Annotated in this window: 23 protein-coding genes and 1 tRNA gene; 5 read left to right on the top strand and 19 right to left on the bottom strand. The window is 46.1% G+C overall.

Annotation, left to right across the window (positions count from 1 at the left end; translation table 11 throughout):
* The first annotated feature begins 10 nt into the window (after positions 1-10).
* Positions 11-904 carry a 16S rRNA (cytidine(1402)-2'-O)-methyltransferase gene (rsmI, locus tag ICN44_RS06855; protein WP_216263277.1) on the top strand — a complete coding sequence of 298 codons (894 nt, stop codon included), beginning with the start codon at positions 11-13 and terminating at the stop codon, positions 902-904.
* A gap of 52 nt (positions 905-956) precedes the next feature.
* Here rsmI and ICN44_RS06850 read toward each other — a convergent pair whose 3' ends face one another.
* The gene (locus ICN44_RS06850) at positions 957-1,184 is read right to left on the bottom strand and encodes a hypothetical protein (RefSeq protein WP_255537478.1); all 228 of its coding nucleotides are present in this window, start codon (positions 1,182-1,184) and stop codon (positions 957-959) included.
* 104 nt (positions 1,185-1,288) lie between these two features.
* On the opposite strand from ICN44_RS06850, the gene ICN44_RS06845 reads away from it, so the two are divergent.
* The 3 genes from ICN44_RS06845 (at position 1,289) to ICN44_RS06835 (ending at position 2,815) form a co-directional block, all read left to right on the top strand.
* Positions 1,289-1,364: transfer RNA gene (locus ICN44_RS06845), tRNA-Arg, on the top strand.
* An 82-nt stretch (positions 1,365-1,446) separates the two neighbouring features.
* Complete coding sequence (locus ICN44_RS06840) at positions 1,447-2,589, top strand: fatty acid desaturase (RefSeq protein ID WP_370624881.1); 1,143 nt, start codon at positions 1,447-1,449, stop codon at positions 2,587-2,589.
* 40 nt (positions 2,590-2,629) lie between these two features.
* Positions 2,630-2,815, top strand: coding sequence for a hypothetical protein (locus ICN44_RS06835; protein ID WP_041396810.1), 186 nt, complete (start codon positions 2,630-2,632; stop codon positions 2,813-2,815).
* Between the two features lie 36 nt (positions 2,816-2,851).
* Here the strand turns inward: ICN44_RS06835 and ICN44_RS06830 are convergent, their stop codons facing one another.
* On the bottom strand, positions 2,852-3,496 hold the full coding sequence (locus tag ICN44_RS06830; protein ID WP_216860480.1) for an MBL fold metallo-hydrolase: 645 nt from the start codon (positions 3,494-3,496) through the stop codon (positions 2,852-2,854).
* A gap of 79 nt (positions 3,497-3,575) precedes the next feature.
* Between ICN44_RS06830 and gcvH the strand changes: the two genes are divergently transcribed.
* Positions 3,576-3,968, top strand: a complete 393-nt coding sequence (gcvH, locus tag ICN44_RS06825) for a glycine cleavage system protein GcvH (RefSeq protein ID WP_255537477.1) — start codon at positions 3,576-3,578, stop codon at positions 3,966-3,968.
* A gap of 13 nt (positions 3,969-3,981) precedes the next feature.
* On the opposite strand, the gene priA is transcribed toward gcvH, so the two are convergent.
* From priA to ICN44_RS06740, 17 genes are all read right to left on the bottom strand, one after another.
* The gene (gene priA / locus ICN44_RS06820) at positions 3,982-6,102 is read right to left on the bottom strand and encodes a primosomal protein N' (RefSeq protein ID WP_216263275.1); all 2,121 of its coding nucleotides are present in this window, start codon (positions 6,100-6,102) and stop codon (positions 3,982-3,984) included.
* A 264-nt stretch (positions 6,103-6,366) separates the two neighbouring features.
* On the bottom strand, positions 6,367-7,488 hold the full coding sequence (gene hemE / locus ICN44_RS06815) for a uroporphyrinogen decarboxylase (protein ID WP_216263274.1): 1,122 nt from the start codon (positions 7,486-7,488) through the stop codon (positions 6,367-6,369).
* A gap of 6 nt (positions 7,489-7,494) precedes the next feature.
* On the bottom strand, positions 7,495-7,911 hold the full coding sequence (locus ICN44_RS06810) for a F0F1 ATP synthase subunit epsilon (RefSeq protein WP_215299186.1): 417 nt from the start codon (positions 7,909-7,911) through the stop codon (positions 7,495-7,497).
* 21 nt (positions 7,912-7,932) lie between these two features.
* Positions 7,933-9,333: a F0F1 ATP synthase subunit beta gene (atpD, locus tag ICN44_RS06805; protein WP_216263273.1), complete on the bottom strand. Its 1,401-nt coding sequence runs from the start codon at positions 9,331-9,333 to the stop codon at positions 7,933-7,935.
* A 55-nt stretch (positions 9,334-9,388) separates the two neighbouring features.
* Complete coding sequence (gene atpG, locus ICN44_RS06800; protein ID WP_216263272.1) at positions 9,389-10,258, bottom strand: F0F1 ATP synthase subunit gamma; 870 nt, start codon at positions 10,256-10,258, stop codon at positions 9,389-9,391.
* A gap of 17 nt (positions 10,259-10,275) precedes the next feature.
* Positions 10,276-11,817 carry a F0F1 ATP synthase subunit alpha gene (atpA, locus tag ICN44_RS06795; RefSeq protein WP_072582050.1) on the bottom strand — a complete coding sequence of 514 codons (1,542 nt, stop codon included), beginning with the start codon at positions 11,815-11,817 and terminating at the stop codon, positions 10,276-10,278.
* Between the two features lie 45 nt (positions 11,818-11,862).
* Positions 11,863-12,399 (bottom strand): F0F1 ATP synthase subunit delta, encoded by a 537-nt coding sequence (locus ICN44_RS06790; RefSeq protein ID WP_216263271.1) that lies wholly within the window; start codon positions 12,397-12,399, stop codon positions 11,863-11,865.
* A 1-nt stretch (position 12,400) separates the two neighbouring features.
* Positions 12,401-12,871 (bottom strand): F0F1 ATP synthase subunit B, encoded by a 471-nt coding sequence (locus ICN44_RS06785; RefSeq protein ID WP_216263270.1) that lies wholly within the window; start codon positions 12,869-12,871, stop codon positions 12,401-12,403.
* A gap of 63 nt (positions 12,872-12,934) precedes the next feature.
* Entirely contained in the window at positions 12,935-13,201 is a 267-nt protein-coding gene (gene atpE / locus ICN44_RS06780) for a F0F1 ATP synthase subunit C (protein WP_028818346.1), read from the bottom strand.
* A gap of 42 nt (positions 13,202-13,243) precedes the next feature.
* Positions 13,244-14,134: a F0F1 ATP synthase subunit A gene (atpB, locus tag ICN44_RS06775; RefSeq protein ID WP_216154285.1), complete on the bottom strand. Its 891-nt coding sequence runs from the start codon at positions 14,132-14,134 to the stop codon at positions 13,244-13,246.
* A 34-nt stretch (positions 14,135-14,168) separates the two neighbouring features.
* Positions 14,169-14,663: an ATP synthase subunit I gene (locus ICN44_RS06770; RefSeq protein WP_216263269.1), complete on the bottom strand. Its 495-nt coding sequence runs from the start codon at positions 14,661-14,663 to the stop codon at positions 14,169-14,171.
* Positions 14,650-15,543, bottom strand: a complete 894-nt coding sequence (locus tag ICN44_RS06765) for a ParB/RepB/Spo0J family partition protein (protein WP_216263268.1) — start codon at positions 15,541-15,543, stop codon at positions 14,650-14,652. The genes ICN44_RS06770 and ICN44_RS06765 overlap by 14 nt, the downstream gene beginning before the upstream one ends.
* Positions 15,544-15,567: 24 nt before the next feature.
* Complete coding sequence (locus ICN44_RS06760) at positions 15,568-16,338, bottom strand: ParA family protein (RefSeq protein WP_216263267.1); 771 nt, start codon at positions 16,336-16,338, stop codon at positions 15,568-15,570.
* A gap of 18 nt (positions 16,339-16,356) precedes the next feature.
* Positions 16,357-17,025, bottom strand: a complete 669-nt coding sequence (gene rsmG / locus ICN44_RS06755; protein ID WP_216263266.1) for a 16S rRNA (guanine(527)-N(7))-methyltransferase RsmG — start codon at positions 17,023-17,025, stop codon at positions 16,357-16,359.
* Positions 17,018-18,940, bottom strand: a complete 1,923-nt coding sequence (mnmG, locus tag ICN44_RS06750) for a tRNA uridine-5-carboxymethylaminomethyl(34) synthesis enzyme MnmG (RefSeq protein WP_216263265.1) — start codon at positions 18,938-18,940, stop codon at positions 17,018-17,020. The genes rsmG and mnmG overlap by 8 nt, the downstream gene beginning before the upstream one ends.
* 106 nt (positions 18,941-19,046) lie before the next feature.
* Positions 19,047-19,784, bottom strand: a complete 738-nt coding sequence (locus ICN44_RS06745) for a TSUP family transporter (protein ID WP_216263264.1) — start codon at positions 19,782-19,784, stop codon at positions 19,047-19,049.
* Between the two features lie 115 nt (positions 19,785-19,899).
* A complete protein-coding gene (locus tag ICN44_RS06740) occupies positions 19,900-20,829 on the bottom strand; it encodes a branched-chain amino acid ABC transporter permease (RefSeq protein ID WP_215358811.1) in 930 nt (309 codons plus the stop codon).
* Between the last annotated feature and the right edge of the window lie 2 nt (positions 20,830-20,831).

Below are 20,831 nucleotides of genomic sequence, written 5' to 3'. Positions count from 1 at the left end.
GGCAGCCCCCATGGAACTTAGCTCTTTCGATTTCTTAAAGCAGCAGGATTTGCCTGTAGGGGCTCTGTATATGGTTGCGACACCTATCGGCAATTTGGGTGACATTACATTACGCGCCCTGCATGTTCTCAATTCAGTCGATGGGATTGCTTGTGAAGACACTAGACATAGTGCGGCATTACTCCAACAATTTGGCATTCATAAAAAATGTTTAGCGTTGCACGAACACAATGAAATTGGCGGCGCTCAAACAGTCATACAACACCTGTTGAACAATGAGCGCTGGGCTTATATTTCAGATGCTGGCACCCCAGGAGTCTCAGACCCAGGTGCAAGACTGGTAAATGAGGTTCAAAAAGCAGGACTCAGAGTAATTCCCATTCCGGGCGCAAGCGCTGTATCAAGCGCCATCTCGGCGGCCGGCTCAGTGATGCATTACTCGGAAGGGCGCTTTCAGTTTTTAGGTTTTTGGCCCAATAAAACTAAAGAGCGTGATGCTCTGCTGCAGGATATCTCCACCAGCAAAAAGGCAAGTATCTTTTTCGAGTCTCCGCACCACATTAAAGAAACGCTTGCATTGCTTGCAAAAAATTTAGAGGCTGATCGTCAGCTTTTAGTCTGCCGTGAGTTAACCAAAAAATTTGAGCAACTTGTGCCACTTCAAGCGCAAGACATTACTCACTGGCTGGAGGCAGCAGAGAGCCTTAAGGGTGAATTTGTCATCGTGGTTGCAGGGCGGTCAGCCAATAGCGATGAGACTCCGGAGCATTCAACTCTCTTGTTGTGGGCTAATGCACTGAGCCCTTATATGGGGAGCAAAGAAATTGCTGCCGTTCTTTCGCAAACATTAGGCCTCACAAAAAAAGAAGCCTACCAAGTTGCCTTAGATGCAAAGAGTGAATAAATGGAAATAAAAAAGCTGGCACAAGGCCAGCTTTTAAATATGCGCTAAAGACTTATTTGGCGCTAGTAGCAGGAGCCGCAGGCTCGCTAGCATCTTTAAAATTGAGTTGCGCTACTGGCTTAATAATTTGTTCAGCTGACGCAGATGAATCTGCGCGCTTGCCATTGTTCACAAACACCATTAACAACAAAATGATGATGAGTGGCACGAAAAAACTTGCGAACACCATGATGATGAGTTGTTTTGGGGACTTAATTAGACTTCCGTGCTCATTGCTCATAAGAATTTATCGTTTGACGGGTTTTAGGGTTGTTTTGTCGAGATTATAACTAGAGAGAAGGGTTATAGACACTTACAATAGAGGGGTAACCAGTTTTTCCACTAGCGCCCGTAGCTCAGTGGATAGAGTATTGGCCTCCGAAGCCAAGGGTCGCAGGTTCGATTCCTGCCGGGCGCGCCAGAAATCAAGGGGTTTTTGACCTACATCATGCGTGAAATTGCGAAAACCGCTATCATTTGCACCTAACTTATTGATTCTTATCGTGTCTACACATCTAAATACCGCCCTTTCAGAGCCTTCCTTAACTAATCCTTTGCACCCAGAGGCGCCATTACCGCATCGAAAAATCATTCGAAGCTGGCTAATCCCGATGGCACAAGGAGAAACTGGGCGCGCAATCATGCTCCTAGCAATCGATGCCTTCCTTTGGCTAGGCTGTATCGCAGGAACAATCTTCGTAGAGAGCGTGTTGCTCAAAATTGTTTTTGGTTTGATTGCCGGTTTTGTAACAGGTCGCATCTTCATATTGGGTCACGATGCTTGCCATCAAAGTTACACGCCCAATCGCGAACTGAACAAAGTGTTAGGTCGTATTGCGTTCTTGCCATCTCTCACACCATATAGCTTGTGGGATGTTGGTCATAACGTTGTGCATCACGGCCAAACCAATCTAAAGGGTTTTGACTTTGTATGGGCACCCCTATCAAAATCAGAATACGACGCGCTTCCCCCATTGCGTAAGGCTCTAGAGCGCCTTTACCGTAGCGGCTGGGGTCCTGTTTTTTATTACCTCATTGAAATTTGGTGGAGACGAGAGTACTTCCCAAATGCAAAAAACAAGCCTGGTGATCGTCCTATTTTCTTAAAAGACAATTTGCTTGTTACCGCATTTGCAATCGTTTGGATTGGCTGCTTAATTGCTGGAGCCATTGCTACTGGGCAATCTATTTGGATTGGCTTGATCACTGGCTTTGCAGTGCCATTCTTGTTCTGGAACGGCATGATTGGATTTGTGGTTTACGTGCACCATACCCATCCAAAAGTCTCTTGGTATGACAAGAAATCGGAGTGGTTACGCGCCCAGCCGTTTGTATCCACAACCGTTCACCTGACTTTTAACTGGATTTGGGGCAAATTGATGCACCACATCATGGAGCACACTGCGCACCATGTGGACATGAGCGTACCCCTTTATCGCCTGCCAGAGGCCCAACAGACCCTAGAAACGATCCTTCCTGACCGTATTTTTGTGCAAAAGTTCTCTTGGAGCTGGTATTTTGATACTGCGCGCAAGTGCAAGCTCTATGACTTTGAAAACAAGGCCTGGTTAGATTTTGACGGCAACAAAACGGCCGATTCGGTCCGGGTTGTGCTAACCCCAGCCCCAGCGGGACAAAACGGGTAAAATAGATCTCTGTATAAGATTTGCCTTACCCGGATTGCCCATGACTACATCGACTCCAGCAGCTACCCAAGAAACCTCCCAGAGCCTGAAATTTTGCTCTTCTTGCAGCCGTGAAAAACGACTTGAGGGTGGCACATGGATTCCGACAAGCAATCGCAAACAACGTTGGATTTGCGCAAGCTGCCTCTACAACCGTACACATCGTACCGGTTCAGCAAAAACCTAATTACTCACTTGTAGTTCAAATAGCTAAATTCGCTAGCTACGCACCATCTCCCACATAAGGATTGGTTTTGCGTTCTTGGCCAAATGTCGACATTGGTCCATGACCGGGAACAAACTGCACATCATCGCCTAAGGGCCACAATTTCGTTTTAATCGCATTAATTAAATCCGCATGATTGCCACGAGGAAAATCAGTTCTTCCAATTGAGCCCGCGAATAAAACATCGCCCACAATTGCAAGACGATCTTCTTTGTCAAAAAATACAACGTGGCCAGGCGTATGCCCTGGGCAATGAAATACCTCAAGATCAATATTGCCAACCTGCACATGATCGCCATTATTTAACCAACGATCAGGCTCAAAAACTTTGGCATGCCCAAAACCAAAGCGCACTGTTTGTTCTGGCAGCTGATCAATCCAAAAACGCTCTTCCTCATGTGGGCCCTCAATAGGCACACCAAGCTGATCAGCCAAGTCTTTAGCGGCAGCGCAGTGATCTAAATGTCCATGCGTCAGCAATATCTTTTTGACCCTGCCACCCATCTGTTGAACGCCCTCGAGAATCTTTTCAATATCACCACCTGGATCAATCACGGCTGCATCGCCAGTCTCTTGGCAAACTAGGATTGAGCAATTTTGCTCATAGGGCGTAACTGGAACAATTCCTAATTTAATTGGCATACGTACAAGTAGTTAAGTGAATCACTGGGGAAAGCTAGTTTAGGGGAGTCGGCATAAAATGCCCCTAAAGGATAAAACAATGAATAGCCAAGATACATTTAAATTTGCAGAAACTCACGAATGGGCCGATCAGGAAAATGACGGTTTAGTGTGGGTTGGCATTAGCAATCATGCGCAAGAAGCGCTTGGTGATGTGATGTTCTTTCAAGCCCCAAAACTTGGACAACAAGTAAGGCAGGGTGAGGCTATTGCTGTGATTGAGTCAGTGAAGGCGGCTAGTGATATTCATGCACCCATAAGCGGGGAGATTGTTGCGCTCAATGAAGAGGTAGATACATCGCCTGAAATCGTTAATGAAAATCCATACGGTGTTTGGTTATTCAAAATCAAACCCGCCTCCGATGAAATTCTTAACAAAGAACTCAATCAACTCCTGACCCCAGAAATATATAACGCGGGCCCTGGCGCCTGATATCTGAAATCAATCAGATTGAAATGGGGTCGCGCTCAATTAACCAACGAATGCGCCCTTCTTTACTAATGCGTCCCTGAGAGTTCTCTCGAAAATAAAGATCCATCGCCTCTAAGATTTCTTGCAGGTTTTTACGGTCATCAGACTCCACCAGAAGTTGGGCGCGCTCCGAGCCCGCTACGCGCATCATTGCCTTTGGTACTGGATCATAGACTCTGAGGCCTTTATTTATGTGGCCCCGAGACTTTAAATATCCTTTTAAACCGCTCAAAAACTGAATTGCTTTATCTAAACTTTTAGCCTCAGCATGAATAAGGGCCTGGTAGGCAAATGGCGGCAAGCCCGCTTCTTTTCTTTCATTGGCCGTAAAGCTTAAAAACCCATCTACGTCATGGCGCAGTAAAAACTGAAAAACAGCAGACTCCGGAAACTGCGTTTCAATATAAATAGCACCACCTACTTCACCATCCTTATTGGATCGCCCAGCCCGTCCTGCAACCTGAACTAACTGGGCAAATAATCGCTCTGCCGCCCTAAAGTCTTGAGAGAACAATCTACTATCTGCATCCAGTACAGCAACTAAGCCAATATTTTGGTAATCATGCCCCTTGGCAATCATCTGGGTCCCAACAACGATATCGACATTGCCTTCGTGAATTTCCTGAAAGAGCTCTTCAGCACCCTTACTCTTTCTGCTGGAGTCTGTATCGACTCGCAGAACTCTTGCAGCCGGCCACATCTCCTCAATAGCATCTTCAATCTTTTGAGTTCCTTGTCCCAAGGTCTTCAAGTCGGCATTACCGCAGTCCGGACAATGACTTGGAATTGATTTGACCAAGCCGCAGTGATGGCAACTTAAAACTGACTTCCTGCCAAGGGCGCCTGCTTTATGCAGAACCATGTAAGAGCTACATTGCTCACATTTAGATAGCCACGAACAGGCGCCACAACTGAGGACCGGCGCATAACCACGTCGATTAATGAGCACGAGGCTTTGCTGTTTATTTTCCAGATTTTTACTAACAGCATTAGCAAGTGTCTTAGTAATTAAACTTTTTGATTTGGGTCTTTCTAAATCGCCTGGACTAAATTGCGCCTGTGGATCTCGTGTATTTACCAAGTGCACTTGCGGTAAGCTAGCGCCCTGGGCGCGCTGATCTAAGCGAATATATTCATAACGGCCTGCCTTGGCAGCCATCCAAGTTTCAAGAGACGGGGTGGCAGATGCAAGCAAGATTGGTATTTTAAGATCATGGGCACGCCAAACTGCTAGATCACGTGCCGAATAGCGTATGCCATCTTGCTGTTTATATGATGGGTCATGCTCTTCATCCACAACAATAGCGCGCAAATTGGGTAGGGGAGTTAACGCAGCTAATCGTGTTCCTAAAATAATTTGGGCTTTACCGGTCATAGCCTCATACCAGGCTATACCCCTTACTTTTTCACTTACACCGCTGTGTAGTACAACCATTTTTTTATCCGGAAAATAGGCCCGTACCCTGCGCTCTAGTTGTGGCGTTAAATTAATCTCTGGCACTAGCAGCAACACTTGTGCGCTTGTGTCTTCCAAAACTCCACTCAACCAATTTAAAAATACAGCCGTCTTGCCACTGCCGGTTTGTCCTTGCAAAAGAATTGCTTTGAATTCTTTAGAAAAGCAGGCTCGCAACTTTTCTAGCGCCTGTTTTTGTCCGTCGTTTAAATTTCTTTCGTCAATAAATCCTTCGCCAGATTCGGGCTCACTTTTTTTCTTTACCTGGTCCGCGACCAACTTCTTGGGAATCTTTTCCCAATCGTCTGGCTTTTTCCACATTTGTGGAATGGTGGGAATGATGGTTTCGCCAAGAGAATGAATGTAGTAATGGCTTGCAAAATTCATTAGCCTTAAGACTGCCAAATCTAAAGGGGGGAGTGGGGCGACTCTGGTAACCGCTTTTAACTTGCCAATTTCATAATCAGAGTAAGCGCTTACCTTGATTACCATTCCCACAAGCAGGCTGCGCCCAAAAGGAACCTCGACTATCGAGCCCACCTCCGGTAGACCCCCAAGTAGATCCCTATCCCACAAGTAGTCAAAGCCCTGGGCAAGAGGCTTGTCAACAACAACTTGAACTACGATTGGAAGGGACATGATTTACTTCCAACCTCTATTTTGCTTGTGGATAAGTCTGTGGATATCATCAGGGGATTCTGATTTATCAGCTAATTTATCAGCTTTTGGTTTCTGCACCCTTTTAAAGCATTTTAGTTATTTAACATATAAATCAACAACTTATAGAGATATTCGAAAGTGAATTTTCATCATTATTCTCAATCTCACTGAATTATCGTTTTTAAGCAAAACTGTGCATAACTTTTGTCCAAAATCTTTAATGGAAGTTAGCAGTTACTTATTTTATTGGCTTGACCGGAGAGCCTTGGAGTGAGCAATGACGGTTTCTGCCAAGGCCGTCACACTTTCGGGAGGCGTAAATTGAGAGATGCCATGGCCCAAATTAAATACGTGTCCATCCAATGGATGTAAGCCTGGTTTTAGCGCTGGAGCGCTCGCTAGATCGTCTAGGAGCATGCTTGCCTGTTTGGCAATCTGCGCTGGCTCTGAAAACAGAATGAGTGGGTCTAAGTTGCCCTGAATTGCCAGAGGCTTATTCAGAGATAGCAATTGTTTTCTAGCGCGACTCAGGGATATCGTCCAATCAAGAGCGATCACGTCGGCACCCACCTGCGCCATATCATCTAACCATATCGCACCACCTTTGGTAAACATGATGACAGGAATTTTTCTGCCCTCATGCTCACGGGGCAATAAAGCGATTACATTTTTCATTGCTGCCAAAGACATTGTTTGATACCAGCCATCAGGGAGCATTCCACCCCAGGTATCAAAAATCATCAGCGCTTGTGCCCCTGCCTTAAGTTGCTCAATAAGGTAAGCAGCAACAGATTGAACATTGATGTCCAATATATGTTGCAGTAAATCGGGACGATTAAACATCATGGTTTTGGCATGACGGAAGTCATCTGAGCTCGAGCCGTCAATCATATAGCAGGCTAGAGTCCATGGACTTCCGGAGAAACCAATCAAGGGTACACGTTGCTTGCCATCTTGTATCAGTGCTTTACGAATTTCTGATACTGCATCAAAGACATATTTCAGCTGATCCATATCAGCAACACGTAATTTTTTTACCGCTTCTTCAGTGCGAAGAGGGTGATCAAAGCTTGGGCCTTCGCCAGTCGTAAATTTAAGACCCAGACCCATTGCATCCGGTATGGTCAAGATATCAGAGAACAAAATAGCTGCATCCAAAGGATATCTATCCAATGGCTGAAGGGTTACTTCAGTTGCATAGTTTGGACTTTTTGCAAGCCCTAGAAAGCTACCTGCCTTCGCGCGAGTGGCATTGTATTCAGGTAAATATCGGCCGGCTTGTCGCATGAGCCAAAGCGGTGTTTGATCAACCGCTTCGCCCAAGCAGGCCTTCAAAAAACGATCATTTGATAGTAAAGAGCTCACAGGCCATTACTTTTTACGACGAAAACGCGCAATTGCAGCCAACTGCGCAGCTGCCATTGCAAACTCAGATTGGGCTAAAGCCAAATCAAAGTCTGTGCCACGGTTCTGCATTGCTTCTTCTGCCCGTTTCTTGGCCTCAGTTGCTTTAGCTTCATCAAGATCATGGCCGCGAATAGCAGTGTCTGCTAATACGGTAACGTGGTCTGGCTGAACTTCTAAATAGCCACCTGCCACGAATACAAACTCTTCATCACCATCAGCTTTTTCAATACGAACTGATCCTGGACGAATACGTGTAATCAAAGGAGTGTGGCCGCGCAAAATACCGAGCTCGCCACTCTCACCAGGGAGCGCAACAAACTTGGCTTCCCCACTGAAAATAGATTGCTCGGCACTTACTACATCGACGCGTATGGTTGACATAATTTCCCTAGATGAGTTCGATTAAAGCTTCTTGGCTTTCTCGATGGCTTCATCAATTGAACCCACCATATAAAACGCTTGTTCTGGCAAGTGGTCCAATTCACCGCTGCAGATCATTTTGAAACCACGAATAGTTTCTTTCAATGGAACATATTTGCCTGGTGAGCCAGTAAACACTTCAGCAACGTGGAAAGGTTGGGACAAGAAACGTTGAATCTTACGAGCACGTGATACTGACAACTTATCTTCTGGTGACAACTCGTCCATACCCAGAATTGCAATAATGTCGCGCAATTCTTTGTAACGCTGCAATGTCATCTGAACATCACGAGCAACTTCATAGTGCTCTTGGCCAACCACTTGTGGGTCTAGCTGACGGCTGGTTGAATCCAATGGATCAACCGCTGGGTAAATACCTAATGCAGCGATATCACGTGACAACACAACTGTGGAGTCTAGGTGCAAGAAGGTTGTAGCTGGTGATGGATCGGTCAAGTCATCCGCAGGAACGTAAACGGCCTGAATAGAGGTAACAGAACCAGTCTTGGTAGAAGTAATACGCTCTTGCAATTTACCCATCTCTTCAGCCAATGTAGGTTGGTAACCCACAGCAGAAGGCATACGGCCGAGCAACGCAGAAACTTCGGTACCGGCCAATGTGTAACGATAAATATTGTCAACGAAGAACAAAATGTCACGGCCTTCGTCACGGAAAGCTTCAGCCATTGTCAAACCAGTTAACGCAACGCGCAAACGGTTGCCAGGAGGCTCGTTCATCTGGCCAAACACCATCGCCACTTTGTCGATAACGTTAGATTCTTTCATCTCGTGGTAGAAGTCATTACCTTCACGAGTACGCTCACCAACACCGGCAAACACCGATAAACCTGAGTGTTGCTTAGCGATGTTGTTAATCAATTCCATCATGTTCACGGTCTTACCAACACCCGCACCACCGAACAAGCCTACCTTACCGCCTTTAGCAAACGGGCAAACTAAGTCAATAACCTTAATACCGGTTTCTAACAAGTCCACAGAAGGTGAAAGCTCATCAAACTTAGGTGCTGGCTGGTGAATAGCGCGACGCTCTTCAGTTGCAATCGGACCTGCGTCATCAATTGGGCGACCTAAAACGTCCATAATGCGGCCGAGTGTTGCTGGGCCAACAGGCACAGAAATTGGGCCGCCAGTAGATTTCACTTCCATACCACGACGCAAACCATCGCTTGCACCCATGGCAATAGCGCGAACTACGCCGTCACCAATTTGTTGCTGAACTTCAAAGGTCAAACCTTTTTCAGCAAATGATTTTTCACCGCTATCAACTAATGTCAACGCATCATAAATGTTTGGCATTTTGTCGCGTGGGAACTGAATGTCCACCACTGGACCGATACATTGCACGATATTTCCGTTACTCATCGCATTTCTCCGCTTTTAATTCCTGAATTCTTTCGTATTCCTAAACGCCGACCACTTAAACCGCAGCCGCTCCGCCAACAATTTCTGACAACTCTTTAGTAATAGCAGCCTGTCGTGTCTTGTTGTATTCCAATTGCAATTCGCCGATTACATTCTTCGCATTATCTGAAGCGGCCTTCATTGAGACCATGCGTGCAGATTGTTCTGAAGCCATGTTTTCAGCAACCGCCTGATAAATCATTGCTTCAACGTAACGCTTAAGCAGACCATTCAAAATAGACTCTGCGTCAGGTTCGTAGATGTAATCCCAAGAATTGCCTGTTTTCTCTTGTGGAGTCAAAGCTTCTGACTCTAAAGGCAAAAGTTTTTCCAATACAGGCTCTTGTTTCATTGCATTTACAAAGCGGGTATATGCCAAATAAACAGCATCAATCTCGCCACGCTCAAACGCCTCTAATTGGGCAACAATTGCACCAATCAAAACATCCATATGTGGTGTGTCACCAATTTGGATTGTTTGAGAAATCAATTTTGCTTTTGAGCGATTCAAAAATTGCAGGCCTTTTGAACCAATCGCGGTGTAGGCAATCTCAACATTCTTGTCTTGCAAATCGCGCACTTGGTTAGCAATCAAACGCAAGACGTTGGTATTTAAACCGCCGCATAAGCCTTTGTCTGTTGTAACCAAAATCGTGCCAACTTTCTTCACTTCACGAGTCACCATGTAAGCAGGGCGAAACTCTGGATTTGCTTTAGAAAGGTTGGCGACAATCTCACGAATTTTTTCAGCATAGGGGCGCGCATTACGCATACGCTCCTGGGCGCGACGCATCTTGGATGCGGCGACCATTTCCATTGCCTTCGTGATCTTGCGCGTGTTTTGCACGCTCTTGATCTTAGATCGTATCTCTTTTGTGCTTGCCATGATTTATGCGAGCCCTCTTAGAAAGAGGCAGAACGCTTGTAATCCTCAATGGCAGCGCGCAATGCAGCTTCGTCATCTTTGCTCAAATCTTTGGTTTCTTCAATACGCGCAACTAAGTCAGCGAATTTAGATTTCAAATGATCTTGCAAACCTTTTTCGAATGGCAATACATTCTTCACTTCGAGATCATCGAAGTAGCCGTTATTAACAGCATAAAGTGAAGCGGCCATTTCCCAAACTTGGAGTGGCTTGTATTGAGCTTGCTTACACAATTCAGTAACGCGACGACCACGCTCGAGCTGCTTGCGGGTTGCTTCGTCAAGGTCAGATGCGAACTGAGCAAATGCAGCCAATTCACGATATTGCGCTAAGTCGGTACGAATACCGCCAGACAATTTCTTAATCACTTTAGTTTGTGCAGCACCACCAACGCGGGAAACAGAAATACCGGCGTTAATCGCAGGACGCACGCCAGCGTTGAACAAGTCCGTTTCCAAGAAGATCTGGCCGTCAGTAATCGAAATCACGTTGGTTGGAACGAATGCAGAAACGTCACCAGCTTGAGTTTCAATGATTGGCAATGCAGTCAATGAACCAGTCTTACCTTTAACGGCGCCATTGGTGAACTTCTCAACATACTCAGCATTTACACGAGCAGCGCGCTCGAGTAAGCGTGAGTGGAGGTAGAACACGTCGCCAGGATAAGCTTCACGGCCTGGTGGGCGGCGCAGCAACAAGGAAATTTGACGGTAAGCAACTGCTTGCTTAGTTAAGTCATCGTAAACAATCAAAGCATCTTCGCCACGATCGCGGAAGTATTCGCCCATGGTGCATCCTGCGTAAGCAGAGAGATACTGCATCGCTGCAGACTCAGAAGCACTCGCTGCAACAACAACGGTGTACTCCATCGCGCCCAATTCTGTGAGCTTGCGAACAACGTTAGCAATAGTGGAAGCTTTTTGACCGATCGCCACGTAAACGCAATAAACGCCTTTACCTTTTTGGTTAATGATCGCATCAACCGCAACTGCAGTCTTACCAGTTTGTCGGTCGCCAATGATCAACTCACGCTGACCACGGCCAATGGGAACCATCGCGTCAATCGCCTTCAAACCAGTTTGAACTGGCTGGCTAACGGATTGACGTGCGATAACGCCTGGAGCAACTTTTTCGATAAAGTCAGTTAACTTCGTATTGATTGGGCCTTTGCCATCAATAGGCTGACCAAGTGCGTTTACTACGCGGCCGAGCAACTCTGGGCCAACTGGAACTTCCAAAATGCGGCCAGTACATTTCACTGGATCGCCTTCTTTAATGTGGGTGTACTCACCCAACACTACGGCGCCAACAGAATCACGCTCAAGGTTTAATGCGAGGCCGATAGTGTTGTTAGGAAATTCCAACATTTCGCCCTGCATAACGCCTGACAAGCCATGTACGCGGCAAATACCGTCGGTCACTGAAATTACAGTGCCTTCGTTGCGAACTTGGGAGTCAACGCCCAATTCGCTAATTCGGCTTTTGATCAGCTCGCTGATCTCGGAAGGGTTGAGTTGCATTACTTACTCCTGGGTCTTATTTCGTATGTTCTTAATAGGGTTCACTTATGCGCCAAGACTTGCTTGCATTTGAGCTAACTGAGCCTTAACTGAACTATCCATTACTTCGTCGCCAACTTGAATGCGAACTCCGCCAATCAATGTTGGATCAATTTGGATAGTTGGGCGCAATTCTTTACCCCCAAAGCGCTTCTTCAAACTTGACAACAAATCATTTAACGCAGAACCCTCTAAAGGGAATGCGCTAGTAATATTTACTTCTGCAGCGCCTTCGCTTTTATTCTTCATTGCTTCAAATTGATGAGCAATTTCAGGAACAGCTGCTAAGCGGTGGTTTTGATTCACAAGATTTAAAAAGCTAGCAACCTTAGGGTCGAGCTTAGTTTTCACCATGCCAGAAAGTAACTTGCTTAAATCATCAGCGGATACTTTTGGGTTGTTTGATAGGGCAGCAACTTCTGGCAAAGCAGCAAGCTGAGCCAATTCATTTAATTGCTCCAAACAGCCTGCAAGCTCAGCCGGCTTAGCACTTTGAAAAAGTGCTTCCGCGTAAGGACGTGCAATGGTGGCTAATTCAGCCATATCAAAGTTCTGCCTTTAGTTGGTCAAGTAATTGGCCATGCGCTTTTGCATCAACTTCGCGACGCAAAATTTGCTCGGCGCCTTTAACAGCGAGAACAGCCACTTCAGCACGCAGAACTTCGCGGGCACGAGTAACTTGCTGGGCTGCGTCTTGTTGCGCTTGAGAAATGATTCGAGCAGCTTCGGCTTGTGCGTTAGCGCGAATTTCTTCGGCTGACATTTGTGCACGTTTTTCAGCTTCGGCAACGCGTTGAACACCTTCTTGGCGTGCTTTAGTTAATTCTTGCTCAGCTTCATTGCTTGCCAATGCGAGCGCTTCTTTACCACGCTCGGCAGAGGCTAATCCATCAGCAATTTTGCTTGAACGCTCATCTAACGCCTTAACCAGCGGAGGCCACACGAAGCGTGCAACAACCCACCATAAGACGAAGAAAACGATCATTTGCGCGAATAGGGTCGCGTTCAGATTCACGATATTCCTTTCAGTATTGTTGAGAACAGTTGGATGACCCGTTGGTCATCCACGCCAGAACAATTACTTAATAACTGCGAGCAGTGGGTTTGCGAAAGCAAACAACATTGCAACACCAACGCCGATCAAGAACGCAGCGTCGATCAAACCAGCCAAAAGGAACATTTTGGTTTGTAGTTCATTGATCAATTCTGGTTGACGGGCGGCGCCCTCAATGAACTTACCACCCATTAGGCCAATGCCCAAACAGGCTCCTAATGCGCCGAGGCCGATGATGAGGCCAATACCGATAGCGGTTAGTCCTTGAATGTTGGCTAAGAATGCTTGCATGTTTACTCCTAAGTATTGAAGGTGAGGTTAAAAATAAAAAAGTTAATGGTGACTATGGGCTTGCCCAATGTAAACCAAGGTCAACATCATGAAAATAAATGCTTGTAACAAAATAACTAAGATGTGGAATATCGCCCAAGCTGAGCCAGCAATAACGTTACCAACAAAGCCAAGCATGTACAAATCTAAGTTAAAGGTCCACATACTTCCCAAGAGGGCGATGAGCAAAAAGAGTAGCTCACCTGCGTACATATTTCCGAAAAGTCGCATCCCCAAGGAAACGCCCTTAGCAATGTATTCGATAATGTTTAAAACCAAGTTGAAAGGTGCCAAGTACCACTTTGCGCCGAAAGGTGCAGAAACCAACTCGTGCAAAAATCCGCCTAGGCCCTTAACTTTGAAGCTATAGAAGAACACTAGTAGTAGAACTGAGAACGATAAGCCGAAAGTGGCATTTAGATCGGTAGTAGGTACGATCTTGTGGTGCGGAACGTGAACGCCAAAACTGCCAATAAATTGATTTACGCCAAAGATCCAATCTACTGGCACTAAATCCAAAGTATTTAGGAGAATGATCCAGCAAAAAACGAATAGCGCTAGCGGTGCAATGAAAGTGCGGTCGCCATGAACAATACTCTTAGTTTGGTTATCAACCATCTCAACCAGCATTTCCACTAAACACTGAAAGCGTCCTGGAACTCCAGGGGATGCTCTGCGAGCAGCAAGAACCAAGAGAAAAACGGTGATCAACCCCATTAAAGAGGTCCAAAAGATAGTATCTAAGTTAATAACACTGAAATCAATGACAGAGGTTTGCGCCCCACCAATGTTATTCAGGTTTTGTAAGTGCTCAGCAATATAAGCAGTAGGTGTAAGCGGTTCGCTAGCCACATGATGGGCTACCTCTGCTGCTGCGTTGACTTCGCTAGACATCTCTGAACTTGTCCTTATCTATATTTACCACTTGTTACCTCCAAAACCACGCTAACAAATAACACTTAAGCGTAGCTAAATAGGTGACAAGCAATGGAATCCATTTCAAATCAGGTTGCTTTAGGGCAAAGCCAATAAACAGGAGAATGGTTGCTAGGATTTTTAAAAATTCGCCAGAAACCACTGCTGCTAAATATCCACCGGGGCTCGATTTTACATTCTTTTTCGCGGCTTCTAAGCGCACCAAAAACAACACGGAGGGCAAAAACCCAATCAAGCCACCCACTAAAGCCGAGTAAGTATAAACGACTCTTTCTGCCGACTCAGAAAAAAAATAACAAAAACTAGCAATAATCAGGGTAAGCACCGCCTGACTTGTAACAACGAGCCATCCATTGATTGAAGTAAAGTTCTTAGGCTTTGCCTTTCGCAAAGCATCCATCTCGGCCTTACTGAGCGCCTTGAATGAATCCTCATCTTGATCGTTCCATTCAACCGCTTTAATAGGGCGCACTTTATTCAAAACCAATACCCAACTTTTTTAATAAGGAATCAAGCTCATCAAATTGGCTAAAGCGAATTCTGAGCTCTCCGCCACTCCCTTTAAGCTTAAATTCAGTGCTTAATCCGATTAAGTCAGCTATTTCCTGAGTTAAACGCTGCATGTCTGGGTCCGCACTCGGGGACTTATTCCCAGACTTATTTTTAGACTTTTTGTCACCAATCTGACCACCAGCAATCACCAAAGCCGCAGTCATGCGCTCTGCCTCACGGACAGACAGGCCTTGAGCAGAAATTCTTTGAGCTAGGGCAACCTGACTTGCGCCTGGTAACGGCAAAAGCGCACGGGCATGCCCCATATCGATGTCGCCGGCCAACAGCATGGCTTGCACAGGCTTAGCTAGCTGAGTAAGGCGCAGTAGATTGGTGATGGCGCTACGAGACTTTCCTACAGCCTTGGCAGCCTGCTCATGAGTAAAACCAAACTCCTCAATCAACCTAGCTAAACCCTGTGATTCTTCGAGAGGATTCAAATCCTCTCGCTGCATGTTTTCCACCAAGGCCATTGCTGCCGCAGCCTGATCATCAGCGTCAGAGACTAAAACGGGAACCTCTTTTAAGCCCGCAATTGTTGCCGCACGAAAGCGTCTTTCGCCAGCAATGATTTCGTATTTGCCAGGAGCTACTAGACGAACCAAAAGTGGCTGCATAACACCTTGCTCGCGAATACTTTCTGCCAACTCTTGCAAAGCACCGGCTTCCATTTTTTGACGCGGCTGATATTTGCCTGCCTGCAAAGCTGTTAATGGCAAACGATTAATTTCGGTGGAAGGATTTGCTTGCTGCGTCTTTTCTCCAAGCAAAGCTTCAAGACCTCTACCTAAACCTTTTTTCTTAATGGCAACCATGATCTTTATTGTTCTTTCTAAAAATTACATGTGCTTGATGCGCTCAACCATCTCGGCACCAAAATCTAAATAGGCTTTTGCGCCACGTGATGATTTATCGAAAGCCACCCCAGGAAGCCCGTAAGACGGGGCTTCAGCAAGACGTACATTACGCGGAATAATGGTCTTAAATACTTTGTCGCCGAAGTGCTCAAGCAGCTGATCGGAAACTTGTTGTTGCAAAGTCATGCGCGCATCAAACATGACACGCAATAAACCAATGATGACTAAGTCGGGATTCAAATTTGCATGCACTTGTTTGATGGTGTTTACCAAATCGGACAAACCCTCTAACGCAAAGTATTCGCATTGCATTGGCACAATCACACCATTTGCTGCACACAATCCGTTGAGCGTAAGTAAGGACAAAGCGGGTGGGCAATCAATCAAAATAAAGTCGTAATCGTTCGCTACTTGAGAAAGAGCATCTTTCAAACGTGCTTCGCGTAAATCTAGATCTACCAATTCAATTTCAGCGCCCGCTAAATCACGATTAGCCGGCAATACGTCATACCCGGAGCTTTCGCAACGCTGCACACATTCTTTAACTGATGTCATACCAATTAATACCTGATATATGCTTGCGTTTAAGTCTGCTTTCTCTACTCCTGAGCCCATAGTGGCATTACCCTGAGGATCAAGGTCAACCAACAAAACGCGCTGCTGTAGTCCTGCTAAACCCGCTGCTAAATTAACGGCGGTAGTGGTCTTACCAACACCACCTTTTTGATTTGCAATACAGAAAATTTTTGCCATGGCTACTTTTGGGTTTACTTAAGAGGTGAGGGTGGATTTTCTCACGGGGGCCAGCACCAAAAGGCGTCGCTCCACCGCTAAATTAGGGATATGAAGGGGCTCATCGGCAACTAAGCACCAATGGTCCATGGAAACATCTTTCATTTCGTCGTCAGCGCGCTTGGCCTTCATTGCAAATACCAAGCCATCGGGCTTTAAGAAGGGCAATGACAGCTCTAAAAAACGTGCGAGATTTGTAAATGCCCGAGAAATGACTGCATCAAATTGTGCTGGTTGTTGCATTGCAGCATCTTCCACCCTCTCACAGAGCACCTCAATGTTTTTCAGTTTGAGTTTTCCGCGCACATGCTGCAAAAAAGCCGTCTTCTTCCGAATTGCTTCAATCAATGAAAGGCGCCAATCTGGCTGAACAATAGCAATTGGAATGGCCGGCAACCCGCCCCCTGAACCAAGGTCGGCAATCTTAGGAGATGGGCCCTTTAAGAAGCGTTTCAATACTGGCAAAACTGCAATAGAATCAATCAGATGCAGTCGAATAGAATCTTTCTCACCCTCAATTGCCGTGAGATTATGCACCCGGTTCCAGCGTCCCATTTCTTGCAAAAACAGCTCTAAATCGGCGATATTGCTTGGGCTTAATTCCAGCCCAAGATCCTCAATCCCCAAGGCAAGCAACCCCTCACTCATGAGTTTCTTGAGTGCGGCCCAAGCCTTTTTTAAGATGCACTAATAAAAGCGAAAGAGCTGCAGGCGTGACCCCTGAAATCCGGCCAGCCTGACCCAATGTTTCGGGTTTATGCAAATTCAGCTTTTGCTGGACCTCTTTAGATAAGCCAACAACCTGAGAATAATCTAACGACTCTGATAGGGGGAAAGATTCGTTGTGCTCTTGACGAGCAATTTCTGTCGCCTGACGATCAATGTAACCCTGGTATTTAACTGAAATTTCTACCTGATCGCTAATTTGAGACGCCAAGCCAAGATCCTCATCTAAAGTTTCAGGAGCCCACATTCCGCCACCCAAAGCAGTAATAGCCTCATAAGTAACCCCTGGGCGCCTCAATAACTCGGTTAAGTTGCATTCATGGGACAGGTCTTGACCCAGCAACTGAGAAACTAGGGGGGCAGCCTCATGTTTTGGCCCAACCCAAATATCTTGCAAGCGAGATGTTTCACGTGAAACAGCCTCCTGTTTTCTGCAAAATACCTCCCAACGATAGTCGTCCACCAATCCAAGCTCGCGCCCAATTGTGGTTAAGCGCATATCTGCATTGTCTTCGCGCAAGCTCAGGCGATATTCTGCTCGGCTTGTAAACATGCGGTACGGCTCCTGAACCCCACGGGTAATTAGATCGTCAACTAAAACGCCAATATAGGATTCGCTGCGTTTTGGAAGCCAGGGCTCTCTGCCTTTCGCTGCCAAGCCAGCATTGATTCCAGCCAGCATACCCTGCGCTGCAGCCTCTTCATAGCCCGTAGTCCCATTAATCTGGCCAGCGAAATAAAGGCCGCCAATAGCCCTTGTCTCAAGGCTATGGCGCAATTGGCGTGGATCAAAGAAGTCGTACTCAATTGCGTAGCCAGGGCGGACAATCACCGCAGACTCCATACCCCGAATACTGCGGACTAAGTCCCACTGAACATCAAAAGGTAAGCTGGTAGAAATCCCATTAGGGTAAAACTCGTTAGTTGTTAGGCCCTCTGGCTCCAAAAAGATCTGGTGGCTATTTCTGGAGGCAAAACGATGAATCTTGTCCTCAATTGAAGGGCAGTAGCGAGGGCCAACCCCTTCAATTACGCCGGTATACATCGGTGAACGATCTAAACCGCCTCGAATAATGTCGTGAGTCTTTTCATTTGTATGGGAAATCCAGCAAGGAACCTGCTTGGGGTGCTGCTCTGGTCGCCCCAAATAAGAAAACACTGGTACAGGATCCAAGTCTCCAGGCTGCTCAAGCATGACTGAAAAGTCGATTGTTCGACCATCAATGCGAGGTGGGGTACCAGTCTTCAATCTTCCCTGTGGAAGCTCCAACTCTTTTAATCTAGCTGATAAGGAAACTGCGGCAGGATCTCCAGCACGCCCACCGGCATAGTTATTTAAACCAACATGAATCTTTCCATCTAAGAAAGTACCTGCCGTCAGGACCACTTTTTTAGACTCAAACTCCAAGCCCATTTGGGTAAAAACGCCCTGGACCTGATCACCCTTGACTAATAAATCATCCACTGCGGCCTGGAAGATGCTTAAATTAGATTGATTTTCTAGACGGCGACGAATGGCGGCCTTATATAGAACTCGGTCACCCTGAGCGCGAGTGGCTCGAACAGCAGGGCCCTTACTAGAATTCAAGATACGAAACTGAATGCCAGCCTCATCGGTAGCCGCGGCCATTGCGCCGCCCATGGCATCAATTTCTTTTACTAGATGACCCTTACCAATCCCGCCGATGGAAGGATTGCAGCTCATGGCGCCCAGGTTTTCAATGCTATGGGTAATTAATAGGGTGTCACATCCCATGCGCGCCGACGCAAGCGCGGCCTCGGTCCCAGCGTGACCGCCTCCAACCACAATGACATCGAAACTTTTGGAATAACGCATGATTTGCCTCAGATAGGGCGATGATCATAGCATTTTGTTTGTTTCACGTGAAACAAAAGATTAAAAATTCCTAGAAAAACAATGGGCAGTTTTCTAAGTAATTGATTTAATTAATGAAATAAGCATTCCAGGCTGACTTCAATATCAGCACACTAACAATGACCAAAAAGGCCTTTCTGACAAAGGCGCTGCCATGCTTAATTGCCAATCGACTGCCAAACTGACTACCAACAACATTAGCAATCATCATTGCAAACCCAAGAGGCCAATTAATTTGACCAAGGCTAGCCAACATCAAAATAGCCGCTAAGTTTGTTGCTACATTTACCAATTTCGTTGCCGCAGACGCATGAAGAAAATCAAAACCAAAAAAACGCACGAAACCAAACAACAAAAAACTGCCGGTGCCGGGACCAAAAAAGCCGTCATAAAAACCAATTGTTAAACCAAGAGCAACGCCCTTGATCTGTTGAAAGCGCCCAAGAATTTTCGGTAAGTGGGCCTCTCCAAGCGAGGGCTGAAACCAGGTGTAGAGCAACAGAAATAACAAAACAAACGGCAAAGCTTTACGCAACGGCTCCGCTGGAAAATTGCTCACTGCATTTGCACCCAAAAGAGAGCCAACAAAACCTGCAACGATTGCTGGCAAAACAATTGCCCAAGGTAAAGAAACATGGCCCAAAAATTTACGCGCTGCATTAAAGGTCCCGCCAACCGCGGCAACCTTATTCGTCGCCAGCAAAGTTGCAGGCGGAACATTGGGGTAAGTAGCAAAAAGGGCCGGCACCTGAATCAAGCCGCCGCCTCCGGCTACAGCATCAACCAGCCCAGCAAAGAAAGCCATTGCCAAAAGCAATGGCCATATGAAAATTGAAAATTCGATGAGAGTCTCTTTTAATTAAATGAGTGCGGCGAGAGCGCCGCACTAAAAATCAAATAATAAAAGGAAAAACAAAAACTCAGTTTTTGTTTTTATAGTACGCAGCAATCTCGCCAACAACGCCACGACGAAATGCTAAAACACAAATGACAAAAATGAAGCCGGTTGCAATTGTGCTCCATGAGCCAATGTTGGCAAGGTAGTTTTGCAAACCAACCACAATTCCTGCGCCAACCACTGGGCCCAGAATGGTTCCCATGCCACCAAGCAAAGTCATCAACACAACCTCGCCGGACATGTGCCAGTGAACATCGGTCAGTGTTGCCAACTGGAACACCAAAGATTTCATGGATCCAGCCAAACCAGATAATGCGGCGGAAAGCACAAAAGACATCAACTTAAAACGATCAACGTCATAACCCAAGGAAATTGCACGAGGCTCATTCTCACGAATTGCCTTAAGAACCTGACCAAACGGGGAGTGCACTGCGCGCATGATGACGGCAAAGCCAAATAAAAAAACTGCTAAAACAAAGTAATACATTGCAACGTCATCTTTTAGGTCAATCAAGCCAAATAACATGCCGCGCGGGACGCCCTGTATTCCATCTTCACCGCCTGTAAATGGAAGCTGAACAGCTAAAAAGTAAACCATTTGCGAAAGGGCCAAAGTCACCATCGCAAAGTAAATACCTTGTCTGCGAATAGCCAACGATCCAATTAAGAATCCCAGAACACCAGAGCCAACAACGCCCAACACAACTCCTAACTCAGGGGAGAGGCCCGCCTCTTTGCAGAAGTAAGCGGTAATGTAAGCGGCAGTTCCAAAAAATGCTGCGTGACCAAAAGATAGAAGCCCAGTAAAACCCAAAAGCAAATTAAATGCGCATGCAAAAAGAGCAAAACACAACACCTTCATTGCAAACACGAGATAAATAAAATCTTGGAACGGCAATAACAGGGCAATTAAAACCAAGATGCCGTAAAGCAATTTTGTTTTTGGATTCATGC

This window comes from Polynucleobacter sp. JS-Fieb-80-E5, from assembly GCF_018882015.1.
Taxonomy (GTDB): Bacteria; Pseudomonadota; Gammaproteobacteria; order Burkholderiales; family Burkholderiaceae; genus Polynucleobacter.
The sequence above is the reverse complement of the archived record's forward strand: the minus strand, read 5'-3'. Positions and strand labels throughout refer to the sequence as shown.

Excerpts from the sequence above, each read along its gene's own strand:
- ICN44_RS06765 (WP_216263268.1), bottom strand. The coding sequence starts at position 15,543 with ATGGTTGCCATTAAGAAAAAAGGTTTAGGTAGAGGTCTTGAAGCTTTG.
- atpA (WP_072582050.1), bottom strand. The coding sequence starts at position 11,817 with ATGCAACTCAACCCTTCCGAGATCAGCGAGCTGATCAAAAGCCGAATT.
- rsmG (WP_216263266.1), bottom strand. The coding sequence starts at position 17,025 with ATGAGTGAGGGGTTGCTTGCCTTGGGGATTGAGGATCTTGGGCTGGAA.
- ICN44_RS06835 (WP_041396810.1), top strand. The coding sequence starts at position 2,630 with ATGACTACATCGACTCCAGCAGCTACCCAAGAAACCTCCCAGAGCCTG.
- atpB (WP_216154285.1), bottom strand. The coding sequence starts at position 14,134 with ATGTCTAGCGAAGTCAACGCAGCAGCAGAGGTAGCCCATCATGTGGCT.
- atpD (WP_216263273.1), bottom strand. The coding sequence starts at position 9,333 with ATGAGTAACGGAAATATCGTGCAATGTATCGGTCCAGTGGTGGACATT.
- ICN44_RS06810 (WP_215299186.1), bottom strand. The coding sequence starts at position 7,911 with ATGTCAACCATACGCGTCGATGTAGTAAGTGCCGAGCAATCTATTTTC.
- ICN44_RS06830 (WP_216860480.1), bottom strand. The coding sequence starts at position 3,496 with ATGCCAATTAAATTAGGAATTGTTCCAGTTACGCCCTATGAGCAAAAT.
- gcvH (WP_255537477.1), top strand. The coding sequence starts at position 3,576 with ATGAATAGCCAAGATACATTTAAATTTGCAGAAACTCACGAATGGGCC.
- ICN44_RS06745 (WP_216263264.1), bottom strand. The coding sequence starts at position 19,784 with ATGGCTTTCTTTGCTGGGCTGGTTGATGCTGTAGCCGGAGGCGGCGGC.
- rsmI (WP_216263277.1), top strand. The coding sequence starts at position 11 with ATGGAACTTAGCTCTTTCGATTTCTTAAAGCAGCAGGATTTGCCTGTA.
- ICN44_RS06740 (WP_215358811.1), bottom strand. The coding sequence starts at position 20,829 with ATGAATCCAAAAACAAAATTGCTTTACGGCATCTTGGTTTTAATTGCC.
- ICN44_RS06850 (WP_255537478.1), bottom strand. The coding sequence starts at position 1,184 with ATGAGCAATGAGCACGGAAGTCTAATTAAGTCCCCAAAACAACTCATC.
- atpG (WP_216263272.1), bottom strand. The coding sequence starts at position 10,258 with ATGGCAAGCACAAAAGAGATACGATCTAAGATCAAGAGCGTGCAAAAC.
- atpE (WP_028818346.1), bottom strand. The coding sequence starts at position 13,201 with ATGCAAGCATTCTTAGCCAACATTCAAGGACTAACCGCTATCGGTATT.
- ICN44_RS06760 (WP_216263267.1), bottom strand. The coding sequence starts at position 16,338 with ATGGCAAAAATTTTCTGTATTGCAAATCAAAAAGGTGGTGTTGGTAAG.
- priA (WP_216263275.1), bottom strand. The coding sequence starts at position 6,102 with ATGTCCCTTCCAATCGTAGTTCAAGTTGTTGTTGACAAGCCTCTTGCC.
- ICN44_RS06790 (WP_216263271.1), bottom strand. The coding sequence starts at position 12,399 with ATGGCTGAATTAGCCACCATTGCACGTCCTTACGCGGAAGCACTTTTT.
- mnmG (WP_216263265.1), bottom strand. The coding sequence starts at position 18,940 with ATGCGTTATTCCAAAAGTTTCGATGTCATTGTGGTTGGAGGCGGTCAC.